Source organism: Hymenobacter norwichensis DSM 15439, from assembly GCF_000420705.1.
Classification (GTDB): domain Bacteria; phylum Bacteroidota; class Bacteroidia; order Cytophagales; family Hymenobacteraceae; genus Hymenobacter; species Hymenobacter norwichensis.
The window spans coordinates 1,113,747-1,131,116 of record NZ_ATVL01000006.1 but is presented as its reverse complement, the minus strand read 5'-3'; the positions used below and the strand labels follow the sequence as shown (position 1 = coordinate 1,131,116).

The following is a 17,370-nucleotide window of genomic DNA, read 5'->3' as shown; positions in this document are numbered from 1 at the left end:
CGCGGACGGTGAAGGTGGCTGCACTAGTAAGCTGATGCTTTTCTGAAAGCATCTAAAGTTGAAAAATACCTACATTAAATGCCATATATAGTTGATTTCACTTAGGATGATTTTTAGCTTAGGACCTATTTTCCTTGAAAAACACGCTTATCAGGATCTATTTTACAGTGCTTCCCAATGTGTTCTGCGGCCTAAGCTTCACTCTCTCACCACCCCCTATGCGCAGCAGCTACTTTTCATATTGTCTGGCACTTGCGCCTGAGTAGCTGCTCAGGCAGGAATTGGACTGCGTGTAGCAGCCTAATTCCTGCCGCTGTTTTCTCTCATGTTTTCTGTTTCCCTATTTCCCTCTCTCCTATGAACAGACTTTACTTGCTAGCGCCGGCGCTGAGCATGGCCGCCGTACTTCCCGGCCACGCCCAGCAGAACTTGCGCACCATCACTGGCACCGTCACGTCGGCCACCGACCGGAGCCCGCTGCCAGGCGTAACGGTGCTCGTGAAAGGCAGCACTACCGGCACCAGCACCGGCGCCGACGGCCGCTATACCATTCAGGCCGCGCCGGGTAGCACGCTCACCTTCAGCTTCATCGGCTACACCACCCTGGAGCGCGCCATCGGCGACGACAGCAGCATAGATATTGGGCTGCGGGAGAATACCACCGAGCTGAACAACGTGGTAGTAACGGCCTATGGCATCGAGCAGGAGCGCCGGGAAGTGAACTACGGAGTGCAGCAAGTGGAAGGCAAGGAGTTGATTGACTCGCGCCAAACCAACGTGGTGAATGCCTTGCAGGGCAAGATTGCCGGCGTCAACATCACCAGCTCGGGTGGCGCGCCCGGCGAAGGCGCGGCCATTGTCATTCGGGGTGGCACCTCGCTCGATGGCGACAACCAGCCGCTGTTCGTCATCGACGGTATTACGATGGACAACAACTCGTTCACCGAGTCAACGCTGCCGGGCGGGGGTTCGGCCTTTAATGGTACGACGGGCCGCTCGGTGGGCACCACCAACCGCGCCTCCGACCTCAACCCCGAGGATATCGAAAGCATTACGGTGCTGAAAGGGCCGGCCGCCGCCACGCTTTACGGGCTACGAGCCGCCAACGGGGCCGTTATCATCAAAACCAAGCGCGGCTCGAAGGGCACCATGAGCATCAACTACCGCACCCAGTTTTCGGTGGATGAAGTGAACCGGTTGCCAGAACTGCAAAACCAGTACGGGCAGGGGTCGGGCGGCGTGTTCGATGCCACTACCCGCGCCTCGTGGGGGCCGCGCTTCGCCGAAGGCCAGCCGGTGTACGATAACCTGGGCAATATTTTCCGCAAGGGCACCACGTTTCAGAACTTCCTGAACATGTCAGGCGGCTCCGAGAAAGCCACCTATTTCCTGTCGGTTTCGCAGCTTGATCAGAAGGGCGTGGTACCGCAGAGCGCCTACGACCGGGTATCGTTGCGGCTGTCGGGCACGGCGCAGTTTTCCCCGAAAATCAGTGCTACGGCTTCGGCCAACTACATCAATTCGGGTGGCGAGCGGCCGTTGCAGGCCAACGGACTATTTGGCACGGGTGGCTCGCCGAGCGGCTTCTTCGTGAGCTTGCTGAACTGGCCTCGCAACGACGACGCCCGCAACTACCTCAATCCCGACGGCACCCGCCGCCGCCTCATTGCCGGCGTGGGCACCCAGGACCCCGACAACCCGTATTTCACGGTAGAGCGCAACCCGCAAACCGACCGGACCGACCGGTTTATTGGCAATACCTCGCTCACTTACGCCGCTACCAAGTGGCTGACGTTCAACTATAACATCGGGGCCGATTTGTACACCGAGCGCAACCGGTCGGTGCGGGCCATTGGCACCTCGCAGGTGGGTTATCAGGACGGTGGCATTGCCGAAACCGTAACGTTCAGCCGCACGCTGACGTCCAACTTGCTAGCGACGCTGCAACACCGGTTCAGTGAGAACTTCTCGGGCTCGGTGGTGCTGGGCAACAGCTTCGACCAGGCCCGGAGCGACGAAACCAACACGCTGGGTACCACCTTCCAGAACCCCACGCTGGTCAGCATCAACAACACCGTATTTCGCAACGCGCTGACGACCATTCGGGAGCGGCGGCTGGTGGGCAACTTCGCTCGCTTGAGTTTGACCTTGTTCGACCAGGTGTTCGTGGAGTTGCAAGGCCGCGTGGACCAATCCTCGACCTTGCCCCGGCCTAGCGAAAACAAGAACTTCGGCCGGGCCTTCGGGTACGGCTCGGCGTCGGTGGGCTACGAATTCACCCGCACGCTGGGCCTCGACCAGAACCGGATTCTCAACTACGGCAAGCTACGGGCATCGGCGGCGGAAGTGGGCAAAGACACCGGCCCCTACCGCGTAGATTCACCGCTGGCGCAGGCCACCTACATTGGCGGGGGCTTCCGTAACGGCTTTTTCGGCTCGAACCGCCTGCTGAAACCGGAGCGCAGCCGCTCTTATGAGGCCGGCGTGGAGCTGCGTTTTCTGCAAAACCGCTTGGGGCTGGACTTCAACGTGTATCAGTCCGTGACGCGCGACCAGCTGATTGCACCGCGCGTGAGCCAGGCGTCGGGCTTTATTCTGCAATACATCAACGGCGGCCGGGTGCGCAACCGGGGCGTGGAAATCTCGCTGAACGGCACGCCAATCAAAGGTGATTTCACCTGGGACGTGGCCGCCAACTTCTACAAAAACCGCAACGAAACCATTGAGTTGCCGTCGGTGCTGACCGTAGTGTACCAGTCGGATGCGGCTATTATCGACGTGGCACAAGGCGGCGCGTTTCCGGGCGAAGCCATCAGCTCCATCGGGGCCACCGACTACCAGCGCGCCCCCGACGGCCAGATTCTGATTAGCGCCACCACGGGTTTACCGCTGGTAAATACGGCCTTCACCTACCAGGGTAACCGCGCCCCCGATTACACGGTGCAGCTCACCAACACATTTACATACAAAGGGTTGTCATTGGCGTTCCTGCTCGACTTCCGCAAAGGCGGCAAAGTGGTGAACGGCAACGACTGGTACGCCACCAGCCGCGGCACCAGCCTGCGTACCCTCGACCGGTACAAGCAAGGCGTATTCCAGGGCGTGGTGGCATCCGCGCCGGCTGCCGATGGCACCATCACCTACACCCCGAATACCCGCCCCGCCGAGCTCACGCAGGGCTACTACCAGGATGTGTTGGCGCGGGTAGGTTCGGCGTTTATTGAAGATGGTTCGTGGAGTCGCTTGCGCTACGTGACGCTGAGCTACGGCTTACCGAAAAGTCTGTTTGGGAAGTCGTTTGTGAAGGGCGTGGAGTTGAGCGTAACCGGCCGCAACTTGGTGCTGCTCACCAACTACTCGGGCACCGACCCCGAAACCTCCGCCGCCGGCGCCGGCGTGCGGGGTGGCGGCTCGGGCGGCTTCGACTACGGCAGCGTGCCCGCCACCCGCGGCGTGGACATGGGCCTGCGAGTCAATTTTTAGGCTGATGGGTGAATGATTGGTTGGCGATGCACGAACAAGCATTACTCACCTAGTCAGTCAACTATCACCCATCAGCAACCAACCATCAACATCGAATTTCAATGAAAAAATATCTGCTTTTCCTGGGGCTCTTGCTAGGTGGCGGCGCTCTGACTTCCTGCGACGATTACCTCGACGTCAATACTGACCCCAACAACCCGATTTCGGCTACGCCGAATTTCCTGTTGCCCAACATCATTTCCAACGGCATTCAAACCCAAATGTTTACGGCCTTGCGCACGCCGTTCATCACGCAGTATGTGGTGAGCCGGACGCGCAGCAGCGGCGGCAACGACCAATATTATTTCACCAACGCCCAGAGCACCAACACCTTCAACTACACCTACTTCTATTCGGCCGGCAACATTGGCCCGATGATCGAGCAGGCGCAGGCCGAAGGCTCGGTGTATTACGTGGGGGCTGGCAAGATTATGATGGCCCTGGTGCTGGCTCACGCCACCGATATGCTGGGGGACATTCCGTACTCGGAAGCATTCCTGGGCGCGGCCAATTACACGCCCAAGTACGATGACCAGAAAGACATTTACGACAACATTCTGCGCCTGCTCGATGAGGGCATCGTGGAGATGAGCAAGCCGGCCTCGGCCAACTTCCGGCCGCTGTACGTGACCTCGCCCAGCATCAGCGGCGACATCTTGTTCCGGGGCGACGCGCAGAAATGGGTGAAGCTGGCCAACACGCTCAAAGCTCGGCAGCTTCAGCACCTCACCAAGAAAACTTCCTACGACGCCACCACCATTCTGGCGCTCTGCGATAAGGGCATGACGTCCACGGCCGACGACGCCCAACTCAACTACCAAGCCCCGGCACCGCCCATTTTAAGCACCACCAACATCTTCGGCACCACCCGCGCCAATTTTGGTACGGCTACGTTCTCCTCGAACTTCATCAAGTACCTCGACGGCCGCACCTACCCCGGCGTCATCGACCCGCGCTTCGGGGTGATGGCCCTGAACGTGCCGGCCAGCGGTACCACCGCCGCCGCGGTTAGCACCGGCGTTGACCCCGGCGTTGGTGTAGCTACTACTACCTCCAACCTGTCGCCGGGGGCGGCGGCCGGCACCACCGTCACCGATTTCTACAGCTCCTGGTACGCTCGCGACTTGGGCTATTTCGAGGTTATCACCTACCACGAGCTGAAGTTTATTGAGGCGGAAGCTGCATTCCGGGCGGGCAACCGCAGCCGGGCGCTGGCCGCCTACCGCGAAGGTATCCGGGCGCACATGGCCAAAATCAGCGCGGGCGGTACGGCTGCGTCGCAGGGCCTCACGGTTACGTTTCCGGCTATTACAGCCGCCCAGATTACAACATATCTGGCTAGCGCCGCCGTGGCACAGAACGAAGCTGAGTTGGATTTGCGCCGCATTATGGAGCAGAAGTACATTGCCATGTTCCTGAATCCGGATACCTGGTCGGATTTGCGTCGGCTGGATTTCTCCACGCAGTACTACGTAAATTTCCAGGTTCCAACGGGCGTCAATCCGGCATTGATGGGGCAGTTTCCGCGCCGGTTGCTGCCGGGCGCTACCGAGGTGTTGTACAACCCCGCCGAAATAGCCCGCATTGGGGCTACCGCGCCCGATTACGTGGCCAAGCCCATGTGGTTTGATCAGCCGTAGTGACCCATCCGGCTTGTGTCCTTTCCCTAACCTGATTGAACTTCCGACATGACATATTCATTAGTACGGCGCGCCACGCCGGGGCTGCTGGTTGGTTTGCTGACCCTGACGGCCAGCTGCGACAAGGAAATAGACGAGAACTATACGCTGGTTGGCGAGCGGTTTCCCACCATCGTGAGCAGTACCACGCCCTTTCCCATAGCCACCAAGTACGCTGTTGGCGAAACCGTGACGGTCGAGTTGAATTTTGCCCCCCAAACCGACCCTATCAAGGAGATTCTGGTGCTACAGAAAGTGGAACCATCCCGCGACTCGGTGGTAGTGCAAACCATCCCATACCAGGCCGCTTACTCGAAAACCAAGAACGCCGATACGCTGCTCATCAATTACGTGGTGCCCACGGCCGCCAACAAAGCCCTGATTCGGTTGGATGCGCGGGTAGTGAGCACCAACGGCCAGTTTCGGACCCGCTCGGCCTCGTTTCGGGTGGCCGAAGCCACGCCGACCATCAGCCTGAACACGCCCACTAACATCACCGCTCCCAGCACTACCACGCCCGTGCCCGGCGACGTAGTGCGTTTTCCGGTGGTGTTGAATGCCGGTGGTATCACCTCAGCCACGGCCATTACCACGGCGGGCATTCTATACAAGGACATTGACAGTCTGATTACCTACGTCCGCATCGGCACGGCGGCGGAGCGGCGGTTCGCGCGGCAGCGCCTACCCACGGCCGGCACCCAAACCGGGGCGGCGGCCACCGTAAACGTGGATTTGACCTTGCCCGCTGGCAGCAGTGGCCAGCCACTGGTGTTTCGGTTTGAAGCGAAAAGCCGCTACCAAAGCGTAGCGCCCCGCCCCATAACGACGCCGACCAACTTCACCTACCGCACGGCTACTGTTACGGCCACGGCCATTACGCCGGGTACGCCCACGGCACTAGCGGCGGCCCGCACCGTCACGCTCACCTACGCTGGCACCAACGGCGGCGACTTGGCGGCGTACGACCTGACCACCTTCATGGCAGTACCGTTTGCTAATGCTCCCGCCACCAAGGACGTAGCCGTTACTAGCACGGCCAGCAATGCGGTGCGCCTGCAAGCCCTGAACACCAGCCGGTTCCTGGTGTCAACGGCGGCAGCTTACAACGCGGCCACGCTCAACAGCATCCGCCAAGCCTACCTCACGGCTGCCAGCACTGCCCAGCTTACCACCATCGACAACGTGACGGTGGGCAGCGTGTACATCACCCGCCTGCGCGGCGCCGACCAGTACGCCATTTTCACCGTGACGGGCATCAACCGCACCTCGGCTACCGACGTGGCCGTGACACTGGCGGTGAAAGCCCTGTAGCACCTCCGAAACAGGGCAACAAAAGCCCGGTCTTGAAGCAAGCACAATTGCTTGCCCAGGACCGGGCTTTTTTGTGTGCGGACCTCTCCCCTACGCTACTTGCGGCACCAGCCTGGCGCTTAGTAGCTCATACGCTGCCTTGCGCTGTGGGCTGACACCGAGGCGCAGCACATCAACCAGGGCTAGCACCGCGTGCCACTCCGTATCTAGGCGGGCGGCGGCGGGAGTACTCGCGTACAGCGGGCTGACGGATAGGCCCCAGGCTTGGCCCTCGGGGTCGGGCCACACGTAGGCGGGTTCGGTGGGGGTGCGGAGCTGCGGCAGGTTGGGCAAGGCGCTCCAGGCCGTGGGGGTGCCTTGCACGAAGCCGCTGGGATGCGCCGGAAATACGTAGGGCAAGCCGTGCTGGAGAAACCGCAATAAGGCCTGCTGCTGCACCGTCCGGCCGTCGGGCTGGAGCAGGCGGGCGTACTGACACCGGCGCAGGGCGTCGGATATTTCGGCGGGGCTGATGAAGAGGGCAGCGGCTAGGTCTTTGCCTTGCCAGGAAGTAGTGGTTAGCGTGGTAATCTTCAATAACACTACTACATCCTGGGGCCGCATACCGTTGTGCTTGCGCATACAAAAACGGGTCTGGAAGGGGTGAAATTCGCGATTCGCAAACCGTGAATCAGTCGTTGCAGGAGGTAAGTGAGGCGAAGGTAGAACAGGGAATCTAACAATCACAACTTTATTTAAAATTATTCTAAATAAGCATTGGCTACAACTTCTTGACCCATACATTTGAGCACTGTTTAGAATATGTCTAAACAAAACACACAAGTCAATCGAGCTACCACCACTCAGAGTCGCCTCGAAATTGCCTTGCCTGCTTGTCAACTGTATGCATCACCTCACTCCTTTCTGCTTGTTGCTTGGCTTGCCGGCGTCCGCGCTGGCTCAGCAGAGCGCAGTTGCCCAGCCGGACAGCTTGCGCCGCTTGGCGTTGCGGGAAGTGGTAGTGACGGCCACCCGCACCGAGCGCAGCCTGACCGAGGTACCGATTCCGGTGACGGTGGTGAGTGAGCAGCAAATCAAGGCCATGGGCTCGTTGCGGCTTGGCGACGTGCTGAGCGAGCAAACCGGCCTCACTACCGTCAACGACCACGGGCAGGGCGTGCAAATGCAGGGCCTCAACCCCGAATACACCCTGATTTTGGTGGACGGGGAGCCGCTGATTGGGCGCACGGCGGGCACGCTGGAACTCTCGCGGGTGGCCGTGGGCAACATTCAGCGGGTGGAAGTGGTGAAAGGGCCGGCTTCGGCGTTGTGGGGCTCGGAGGCGCTGGCGGGCGTGGTGAACATCATCACCGAGAAGCCCCAACCCGGCACCAGCGGCGACGTGCGGCTGCGCTACGGTTCCAACCGCACGCTGGACTTGGGCGGCACTTTCAACACCAAGGGCGAGCGGGCGGGTGTCACGGTTTTCGTGAACCGCTACAGCTCCCAGGGCTACACGTTGCTGCCGAGTGGCACCGGCCCCACCCAGCCGCCTTTCGCCAGCTATACCGCCCAAAGCCGCTTTATGTACCACCTCGGCGAGAAAAACAACCTCAGTGTTTCGGGGCGGTATTTCACCGAAGGCCAGCACAGCGACATGACCGTGACGGCCGAAACCGGCGCGGCGGCCGTGGTAGCAGCTAAGTCGCGGCAGCACGATTACAACCTCAACCCGGTGCTCACGCACCGTTTCAGCGACCAGCTGTTTGCCACGGCCCGCCTCTACCACAGCGGCTACCGCACCCGCGAAGACTACACCTACCGCGCCGACGGCCAGCCCTACGACACCTCGTATTTCCACCAGACCTTCACCCGCCCCGAGTTGCAACTCGACTGGCAGCTGCAACCCAACCAGACCCTGACCGGCGGCGCGGGCTACCTGCGCGAAACCGTGGAAGCCACCCGCTACGAGCAGCGCCAGCAGCTGCGGGCCCACTACCTGTTCGGGCAGTACGACTGGACGCCGATGCCGCGCCTGAACTTGGTGTTGGGCGCTCGCTACGACGGCCACAGCCAATACGACGGGCAGTTCAGCCCCAAGGTGTCGGGGCGCTACCAGGTGCGGCCGTGGCTGGCGGTGCGGGGCTCGGCGGGCCGCGGCTACCGGGCCCCCGACTTCCGGCAGTTGTACCTGAACTTCTCGAATCCGGTAATCGGCTACAGCGTGTTCGGCACCAACCAAGTGCGTGAAAAAGTGGCGCAGTTGGCAGCTCAGGGCCAGCTGGCCGTGGACACCGAAACCGGGCAGCCGGTGGTGTACGAGGCGGTGCTGGCGCAGGCCAGTGGCCTCACGGCCGAAAGCTCGTTGGCCTACAACGTGGGCGTGCAGCTCGACCCGAACGCCAAGACGCGCGTCACCATCAATGGCTTCCGCAACGACTTGCGCAACCTGATTGAAACGGCGGCGGTGGCTCTGAAAGTGAATGGGCAGTCGGTGTACTCGTACCGCAACGTGACCCGCGCTTACACCCAAGGTCTGGAGGCCGACGCCCGCTACCTGCTCACGCCCCGCCTCACGGTAAGCGGCGGCTACCAACTGCTGTTCGCCAAAGACAAAGCGGTGGTGGACAAGCTGGAGGCCGGCGAAGTATTTCGCAAGGACCCGCAAACCCAGGAAACCGAGCGGGTACAGCCCCAGGATTACGGCGGCCTCTACAACCGCTCCCGCCACTCCCTGAACCTGAAGCTGTTCTACGAAAACCAGCAAACCGGCTGGTCGGCGAGTGCGCGGGGCATCTACCGGGGCCGCTACGGTTTCGGCGACCTGAACGGCAACGCCATTCTGGATGCCGACCAGGAGTACGTGCCCGGCTACTGGCTGGTGAACGTGGCCGCCGCCAAAACCTTCCGCCAGCGCCTAACCGTGCAAGCCGGCCTCGACAACCTGCTCGGCTACACCAACCCGACTTACATCAGCACGCTACCCGGCCGGCTCTACTACGCCAGTATCGCGCTAGAGCTAGGCAAGCGCCGATAGCAATTCAGTATTGAGTGGTTAGATTCCAGACAAATGATTGATTATCAATCACAAATACCCACTACTGAATACTCAATACTAACTACCAACTACTCTCTTCCACTTCACCCATTTCTCTTACACCCCATGCATCACCTGTTCCTCCGTGCTGCCCTGGCCGCGCTGGCCGTATCGTCGGTTGCCTTCACTTCCTGCTCCGACGACAACGACGAAGATACTGCCGTGGTAGCTCCTGCGCTGGAAACCAAAACCGTCAGCAGCCTGGCCCCGCAGCCGTCCACGCCAACCAGCACCGGCCAGCCGGGCACGGCCAAGCACTACACGTTCTACAGCCTCGCCGATGGCAAGGAAGTGCCTTACACCGACTCGGCCAGCACGAAATGGGACTTGGCTTTCCGCGGCACTACCATCCTGACCAACGCGGGCACCAGCGGCCCCGGCCGGGGCGGCGCCCAAGTGAAATCTGGGTTGTTTGTGGAAACAGTTGTCGCCCCAGAAACCGGCTACGCTGTGGATGGCACCGCTAAAGCTATTCCGACGGGCTCGGGCAACGGCTGGTACAATTACAACTCCACCACCCACGTCGTTTCGCCCATTGCGGGCCGGGTGCTCCTGATTCGGACGGCGGCGGGCAAGTACGCCAAGGTGGAAATCACCAACTACTACAAAGACGCCCCGGCCACCCCGGCGGGCACCGAGCCGACCGGCTACTACAGCTTCCGCTATGTGTACCAGCCCGACGGCAGCATCAACCTGAAATAACCCTTTAAGTCCGGCACGGGCTGCCCGGCTCCCTTGGTGAGTGAGGCACAAACCGGGTGGCCCGCTGCCGGCACTATTTTTTCCAGAACCCCATGCTTACTCGTTTTTCTTTCCTACTGAAAATCAGCCTGCTGGTCGGGTTGCTGCTGCTCAACCGAATCAGCCAAGCTACCACGCCAACCCGCATTGTGTCCTTGAACGGCACCGTGAGCGAAATTATCTGCCAGTTGGGCCTGCAAAGCCAGCTGGTGGGCGTAGACGTAACCAGCACCTACCCCGAAGCCCTGACCAAGCTGCCCAAAGTGGGCCATAATCGTAATATTTCGGCCGAAGGGGTACTGGCTTTGAGCCCTACTATTGTGGTGGGCACCATGGAATCGTTGAAGCCGGAAGTAGCCAGCCAGCTGAAGTCGGCGGGCGTAACGGTGCAGCTGTTCACGCAGGAGTATTCGGTGGCGGGCACCAAGAAACTGATGCAGCAACTAGCTGCCGCCTTCAATGAATCGGCCAAAGTACCGGCCCTAACCAAGCAGCTGGACACTGAATTGGCAAAGGCGAAAAAGCCCGCTAAAGCGCCTAAAGTGCTGTTCATCTACGCCCGCGGCACCGGCACCATGATGGTAGCTGGCCAGGGCACATCGGTAGAGAAAGTTATCGGCTTGGCTGGTGGGCAAAACGCCGCTACCGGCTTCACCGATTTCAAGCCCCTGACCGCCGAAGCCCTGGTAGCCGCCAACCCCGACGTGCTCCTGCTCTTCGACAGCGGCCTGCAAAGCCTGGGCGGCAAAGCCGGCTTGTTGAAAGTGCCCGGCATCGCCCAAACCAATGCCGGCCGCACCGGCCGCGTGGTGGAAATGGACGGTCAGTTGCTGTCCGGTTTCGGCCCCCGCCTCGGCCAAGCCACCACCGAGCTAGCCAGCAAGCTACAGTAAGTAACTGCTTGTCTTTCTAGTCTAAAAGCCCGTCATGCAGAGGCGCAGCCGAAGCATCTCGCCTGCTGACGTTGCAACGGTAATTATACATCAGCACGCGAGATGCTCCGTCTCTGCTTGATGCGCAGAATGCTCTGCATGACAGATCCGCTTTTGGCTTGCTGTCTACATCGAATAGGTGAAGCGTCTTTTTCGCACATCGTTCTGAAAACCAACACCCCAACCCATGCCTGCCGTAGCCGAACGTCCTGCCCCAACGAAAACCGCTCCGCCACTGGCGCCGCCTCCTACCGATTGGCGGCAGCGTTTGTTGCTGCCGGGGCTGGCGGGCTTACTGGTGGGCGCGGTGCTGCTGAGTGCCGGGGCCGGGGCAGTGCCCATTCCGGTACCGGCGGTGCTCGGGATTCTGTTGCATAAAATGGGGCTGACCACCAGCCTTACGTTTGAGCTGCAACAGGAAGCGGTGCTCTGGGCCATTCGGTTGCCCCGGGTGTGTTTGGGCGTGTTGATTGGGGCGGCGCTGGGTTTGGCGGGCGCGGCTATGCAGGGCCTGTTTCGGAATCCGTTGGCTGATCCGGGCTTGATTGGCGTGTCGGCGGGAGCCTCGTTGGCAGCCGTGGCAACCATTGTGCTGGAAGTGACGGTGTTGGCCGCCGTGCGTGAGTGGCTGGGGTTTTACGTGCTGGCGGTGGCCGCCTTCCTGGGTGCTTGCGGCACGACGCTGCTGGTGTATCGGCTATCCAAGGAAAGCGGGCGGGCCGTGGTGGGCACCATGCTGCTGGCCGGTATTGCCGTCAACTCGTTGGCCGGCGCCCTGACTGGCTTACTCACTTACGCCGCCACCGATGAGCAGCTCCGCAGCATTACGTTCTGGGGCTTGGGCAGCTTAGGCGGTGCCTCCTGGCCGACGGTGCTGGGCGTGCTGCCCCTACTGGCCCTCCCGATTCTGCTGTTGCCGCGCCTGGGCAAGTCGCTGAACCTACTGGCGCTGGGCGAAGAGCAAGCTGCTCACCTCGGGCTACCCGTGACGCGCCTGAAACGGCAATTGATTGTACTGGCCACGTTGGCCGTGGGCACTTCGGTGGCTGTGGCAGGCACTATTGGGTTCCTGGGGTTGGTGGTACCGCACCTTGTCCGCCTTGTCGCCGGCCCCGACCACCGCATAGTACTGCCGGGCGCGGCGCTGGGCGGCGCGCTGGTCCTCACCCTGGCCGACATGCTGGCCCGCACCATAGTAGCCCCGGCCGAATTGCCCATTGGTATCCTCACGGCCTTGCTCGGCGCGCCGGTTTTCCTCTGGATTCTGCTGCGCGAAAAACGGCAGCGGCTGGCGTAGCTGCTTAGTATTTTAGAATTAAGCAGACCGTCATGCTGAGCGGAGCCGAAGCATCTCGCGTGCTGACGTTGCAGCAGTAATCCAGCATCAGCACGCGAGATGCTTCGGCTCCGCTCAGCATGACACGAAAGCTAAAACTCAAACTGGCTACTTTACCTCTACCCTATGTTCGACGTTCAGAATCTACGCTACCAGATTGGCCGCAAGGTGCTGCTGCAAGGCGTGTCGTTGCAGGCCCGGCCCGGTGAGTTGCTGGCGGTGGTGGGCGCCAACGGAGCCGGCAAATCCACGCTGCTGCGCCTACTCAGCGGCGACTTGACGCCCACCAGCGGCCAGGTGCAGTTTGCCGGCCAGGACTTGGGTGGCATCCCCGCGCCGGAGCTAGCGCGCCGCCGGGCTGTGCTCACTCAGCAGCACACGTTGTCGTTAGCGTTTCGGGTGCGCGAGTTGGTGCTGATGGGCCGTTACCCCTATTTCCGGGGTCAGCCCAGCACCCACGACCACGCCGTGGTAACCGAGGCGCTGGCGTTGGTCGGCCTCTTTGAGCTAGCCGACCGTAGCTACCCTACCCTGTCGGGTGGGGAGCAACAACGGGCCCAGCTGGCGCGGGTGCTGGCTCAGGTGTGGGAAGCCAAAGACGGTTTCCTGCTCCTCGACGAGCCCCTGACCGGCCTCGACCTTAACCACCAGCACCACACTCTCGACGTGGCCCGTGCCCTGGTGCAACGGGGTTTCGGGGTGGTGGCCGTCCTGCACGACCTCAACCTGGCCGCCCAATACGCCGACCAAGTGCTGCTGCTGCGCCAAGGCGCAACCGTGGCGTACGGCGAGCCCGCGGCGGTACTTACGGCCGCCACCATCGAGCATGCGTTTGATATAGCCGTGGAGCTGTTGGTGCACCCCAGCCTCGGCTGCCCGCTCATCGTGCCGTGTCCGCGCCCGTTGCCAGCTACCCGCAGCTGGGCGTAATTTCTCTGCAAATCCTTTTACCCTTTTTCTGTATGTCCGTCATCGATTCAACCACTGCCACTCTGGCCGAGCGCTGGGAGCAGTTCAAGCTTGAAAACCCTAAAAGCCGCATCCGCGACGCCGCCGGACAGTTGGGCACCAGTGAAGCCGAGCTGCTGGCCACCCAGTGCACCGGCGAAACCGACGCGCCCGTGATGCGCCTAACCGCCGATTTTCCCGCCCTGCTAGCCGAAGTACCGAAGTTGGGCCACGTTATGGCCCTAACCCGCAACGACAGCGTGGTGCATGAGCGCAAAGGCCCCTACCTGAAGGTGTCGTTCAATGGGCCAACGGGCTTGGTGCTAGGCGAGGACATCGACTTGCGCCTGTTTATGAGCCATTGGCACTTCGGGTTTGCGGTGAATGAAAACGGCCGCCGCAGTCTGCAATTCTTCGCGCAGGATGGCGAGGCAGTGCACAAAATCTACCTCACCGAAGCCAGCAACACCACCGCTTATGACGAGCTAGTTGACCGTTTCCGGGCCGCCGACCAAACCCCGGAGCTAGCCACCCAGCCCGCCCCGGAAGCCGCCCCCGAAACGCCCGACGCCGACATCGACGTACCCGGTTTCCGCGAAGCCTGGCGCCAGCTCACCGATACGCACGCCTTCTTCGGGTTGCTGCGCACCTTTGGCGTGAGCCGCACGCAGGCCCTGCGCCTGGGCCCACCCGAGCTGGTACAGCGCCTCGACAACGAGGCCATTGTGCGCGGGCTAGAAGCCGCCGCCGCCACTGATTTGGGCATTATGCTGTTCGTGGCTAGCCGCGGCTGCATCCAGATTCATACCGGCTCGGTGAAACGCCTCGTCACCACCGGCCCGTGGTTCAACGTCCTCGACCCCGAGTTCAACCTGCACCTGAAACTCGGCGACGTAGCGGAAACCTGGCTGGTGAAAAAGCCTACCACCGACGGCCTCGTGCACTCCCTGGAACTCTACGACGCCCAAGGCCGCAACCTGCTGTTGTTTTTCGGCAAGCGCAAGCCAGGCGTTCCCGAGCAGGACGCCTGGCGCGAACTGGTGAACAAGCTGTAGTAGTAGCTTCTACTGAGAACTGGAAGCCAACTAACCGCCCGTCATGCAGAGGCGCCGCCGAAGCATCTCGCCTGCTGACGCCTGGATTACTAACTCAACGACACCATGCGAGATGCTTCGGCTCCGCCTCTGCATGACGGGCTATTCTGTCAACGACAATTGAAAAGGCCCCCAACCTACAAGCCACTGGCTGTACGTTGGGGGCCTTTTCGCTACGAAGCTACGCTCCTACTTTGCTGCTGGGGCTTGCGTTTTCAGCGAGATAACGCCTGGCTTCAAGCCTTTGCCGGTCACTTTCAGCTGCACGTTGCCGGCCTTGTCGGTGGCTTGCACGGTGGCGACCAGCTGGCCGTGGAAAACGTGCATTTGCGGCACTTGGAACAGCTCCAAGCTGGTAGCGTCGCCGTTGCCGACGGCGCGGAACTTGCCGGCGCCGCTTACTGACATTTGCAGCTGGTTGGTGGCATCGGGGCAGAGGTTGCCATCCTTGTCTTCCACGCGGGCCGTTACGTAGGCCAGGTCCTCGCCGTCAGCGGTGAGGGTGGTGTGGTCGGGTACGAGCTTGATGTGGTGGGGCTTGCCGGCGGTGCGCACGGTTTCTTCGGCCACGACTTTGCCTTGGGCATTGTAGGCCACTACTTTGATGCTGCCCGGCGCGTATTTCACGTCGTTCCACATCAGGCGGTAGCGGGTTTGGGGCTTGTCGGAGGCGGCTTTGGTTTGGCGGCCCTGGCTCTGGCCGTTCACAAACAGCTCAGCCGATGGATAGTTGGTGTAGCAGAAAACCGGCGTGGTTTCGCCTTCGCGGCCGGGCCAGGTCCAGTGCGGCAATACGTGCAGCGTGGGCGCGGTGGTGTTCCACTTGGCACGGTAGAGGTAGAACCGGTCTTTAGGCAGGCCAGCCAAATCCAGAATCCCGAAGTACGAACTGTGCGACGGCCACGCTTCATCGTAAGGCGTAGGCTCGCCGAGGTAGTCGAAGCCGGTCCACACAAACTCGCCAATGACATAGGGCAAATCGTCCTGCTTCACGAATTCCTCGTCCGGCGTCTGAGACCAAACGCAGGCCTCCAAATCGTACGACGACGACTGGTTGTTGGGGTACTTTTTCTGCTTGGCCGTAACTACCGGGAACATGTAAGCGCCGCGGCTGCTCACCGTAGAGGCCGTTTCGGTACCCAGAATATAGCCTTGGGGCAGCTTGTCGTTGGCCTTCTCGTACTGCGCGGGCTTGTAGTTGAAGCCGGCTATGTCGAGCACCGAAGCGAAGTTGTTGTTGATGGCCGCGTCAATCCGGTCCATGCCGGCCGTGACGGGGCGGGTGGGGTCTTCGCGGTGCACGATGTCTTGAAGGCGGCGCGCAATCTTGCCGCCGCCGGGCGCGCTCTGGTCGGGCACCTCGTTGCCGATACTCCACATAATCACCGACGGGTTGTTCCGGTCGCGGTGCACCATGTTCACCAGGTCCTTCTCCGACCACGCATCGAAGTACTGGCTGTAGCCGTTCTTCACCTTCGGCGACTTCCACTCATCAAACGATTCCACCATCAGCATGAAGCCCATCTCGTCGCAGAGGCTCACCAGCTCGGGCGCGGGCATGTTGTGCGAGGTCCGGATGGCGTCGCAGCCCATGTCCTTCAGCAGAGCAAGCTGGCGGCGCAGCGCGGCCGTGTTGATGGCCGTGCCCAGCGGGCCCAAGTCGTGGTGGTTGCACACGCCTTTGAACTTGCGCACCTGCCCGTTCAGCGAGAAGCCTTTGCCGGCCTCAAACTTGAAGGAGCGCACCCCAAACCGGGTGGTGTACTCGTCTTTCAGCGTTTCGCCGGCGTACAGCTTCGAGGAAGCCGTGTAGAGCACCGGCGTTTCCGGTGACCAAAGCTGCGGCTTCGGCAACACCAGATTCTGCTCGAACTCCTGCCCATCAGTAGCGGCCAGGGTAGCGGTGCTGGTAGTTAACACTTGTCCTTGCGCGTCCTTGATTTCCGTTACTAGGCGCAGTGGCTGGAAGGCGTTGTTGGGCGTGGCTACCTGGGTGCGCAGCTTCACTTTCGCGAAGTCGGCGTTGATTTCGGGCGTGGTGATATAGGTACCCCACACCGGAATATGCACGTCGTCGGTGACGATGAGGTGGACGTTGCGGTAGAGGCCGGCGCCGGGGTACCAGCGCGAAGCTTCCGACTGGTTTTGCAGGCGCACGGCCAGCACGTTGTTGCCGTTGGCTTGCAGGGCGTCGGTGATATCGAAGCTGAACGAGTTGTAGCCGTAGGGCCAGGAACCCACTTCCTTGCCGTTTACGAACACGTGCGCGTCGCTCATGGCGCCATCAAACAGCAGCACCGCCCGTTTGCCCGGCCCAAAGTTTGGCACCGCTAACTGCCGCCGATACCAGCCCGTACCGATGAACGGCAACCCACCCGTACGACCGGCTTTGAGCGTAGCGGTTTTCTCCTGGTTCTGCTCGATTTGCACCTTCTGCAAGTCGTTGTTGCCATCAAAGGGGCCGTAAATGGCCCAGTCGTGGGGTACGCTCACTGTTTGCCACTTGGCGTCTTTGAAGTCGGGTTTCGACGCCTCGGGCACGTCGCCTTTGGTGAATTTCCAGTTGGTGGTTAGCAGGTACTCCTGGCGGGCCTGGGCGCTGGCGTGCAGCGCGCCCAACGAAAGGGACAGGAACAGGAGGCCTCGCCGAAGGGCATCACCGCTATGGGAATGGCTCATAAGGTGGTTTTGATGGTATTTCTTGAAGTTGACTTCGGCAAAAGTAGGTCTT

The 17,370-nt window shown here is 61.1% G+C and carries 11 protein-coding genes; 9 read left to right on the top strand and 2 right to left on the bottom strand.

The features are described from left to right. Positions 1-357 precede the first annotated feature (357 nt). The 3 genes from G536_RS0106030 (at position 358) to G536_RS0106020 (ending at position 6,512) form a co-directional block, all read left to right on the top strand. A complete protein-coding gene (locus G536_RS0106030) occupies positions 358-3,483 on the top strand; it encodes a SusC/RagA family TonB-linked outer membrane protein (protein WP_033369511.1) in 3,126 nt (1,041 codons plus the stop codon). Positions 3,484-3,584: 101 nt separating this feature from the next. Beyond that, a complete protein-coding gene (locus G536_RS0106025) occupies positions 3,585-5,162 on the top strand; it encodes a SusD/RagB family nutrient-binding outer membrane lipoprotein (protein WP_022822688.1) in 1,578 nt (525 codons plus the stop codon). A gap of 48 nt (positions 5,163-5,210) precedes the next feature. Continuing rightward, the gene (locus tag G536_RS0106020; protein WP_022822687.1) at positions 5,211-6,512 is read left to right on the top strand and encodes a hypothetical protein; all 1,302 of its coding nucleotides are present in this window, start codon (positions 5,211-5,213) and stop codon (positions 6,510-6,512) included. Positions 6,513-6,602: 90 nt separating this feature from the next. Here G536_RS0106020 and G536_RS0106015 read toward each other — a convergent pair whose 3' ends face one another. After that, on the bottom strand, positions 6,603-7,133 hold the full coding sequence (locus G536_RS0106015) for a hypothetical protein (RefSeq protein ID WP_022822686.1): 531 nt from the start codon (positions 7,131-7,133) through the stop codon (positions 6,603-6,605). A gap of 262 nt (positions 7,134-7,395) precedes the next feature. On the opposite strand from G536_RS0106015, the gene G536_RS26505 reads away from it, so the two are divergent. The 6 genes from G536_RS26505 to G536_RS0105985 all read left to right on the top strand — a co-directional run bounded on the left by G536_RS26505 (position 7,396) and on the right by G536_RS0105985 (position 14,600). Continuing rightward, complete coding sequence (locus tag G536_RS26505; protein ID WP_245575750.1) at positions 7,396-9,528, top strand: TonB-dependent receptor plug domain-containing protein; 2,133 nt, start codon at positions 7,396-7,398, stop codon at positions 9,526-9,528. 126 nt (positions 9,529-9,654) lie between these two features. After that, the gene (locus tag G536_RS0106005; RefSeq protein ID WP_022822684.1) at positions 9,655-10,290 is read left to right on the top strand and encodes an HmuY family protein; all 636 of its coding nucleotides are present in this window, start codon (positions 9,655-9,657) and stop codon (positions 10,288-10,290) included. Between the two features lie 92 nt (positions 10,291-10,382). Beyond that, positions 10,383-11,222: a heme/hemin ABC transporter substrate-binding protein gene (locus tag G536_RS0106000; RefSeq protein ID WP_026879881.1), complete on the top strand. Its 840-nt coding sequence runs from the start codon at positions 10,383-10,385 to the stop codon at positions 11,220-11,222. Positions 11,223-11,448: 226 nt separating this feature from the next. Beyond that, positions 11,449-12,558 carry a FecCD family ABC transporter permease gene (locus G536_RS0105995; RefSeq protein ID WP_022822682.1) on the top strand — a complete coding sequence of 370 codons (1,110 nt, stop codon included), beginning with the start codon at positions 11,449-11,451 and terminating at the stop codon, positions 12,556-12,558. 165 nt (positions 12,559-12,723) lie between these two features. Next, the gene (locus tag G536_RS0105990) at positions 12,724-13,527 is read left to right on the top strand and encodes a heme ABC transporter ATP-binding protein (RefSeq protein ID WP_022822681.1); all 804 of its coding nucleotides are present in this window, start codon (positions 12,724-12,726) and stop codon (positions 13,525-13,527) included. Positions 13,528-13,559: 32 nt separating this feature from the next. After that, the gene (locus G536_RS0105985) at positions 13,560-14,600 is read left to right on the top strand and encodes a hemin-degrading factor (RefSeq protein WP_022822680.1); all 1,041 of its coding nucleotides are present in this window, start codon (positions 13,560-13,562) and stop codon (positions 14,598-14,600) included. Between the two features lie 228 nt (positions 14,601-14,828). Here the strand turns inward: G536_RS0105985 and galB are convergent, their stop codons facing one another. After that, positions 14,829-17,318 carry a beta-galactosidase GalB gene (gene galB / locus G536_RS0105980; RefSeq protein ID WP_022822679.1) on the bottom strand — a complete coding sequence of 830 codons (2,490 nt, stop codon included), beginning with the start codon at positions 17,316-17,318 and terminating at the stop codon, positions 14,829-14,831. Positions 17,319-17,370: the final 52 nt, after the last annotated feature.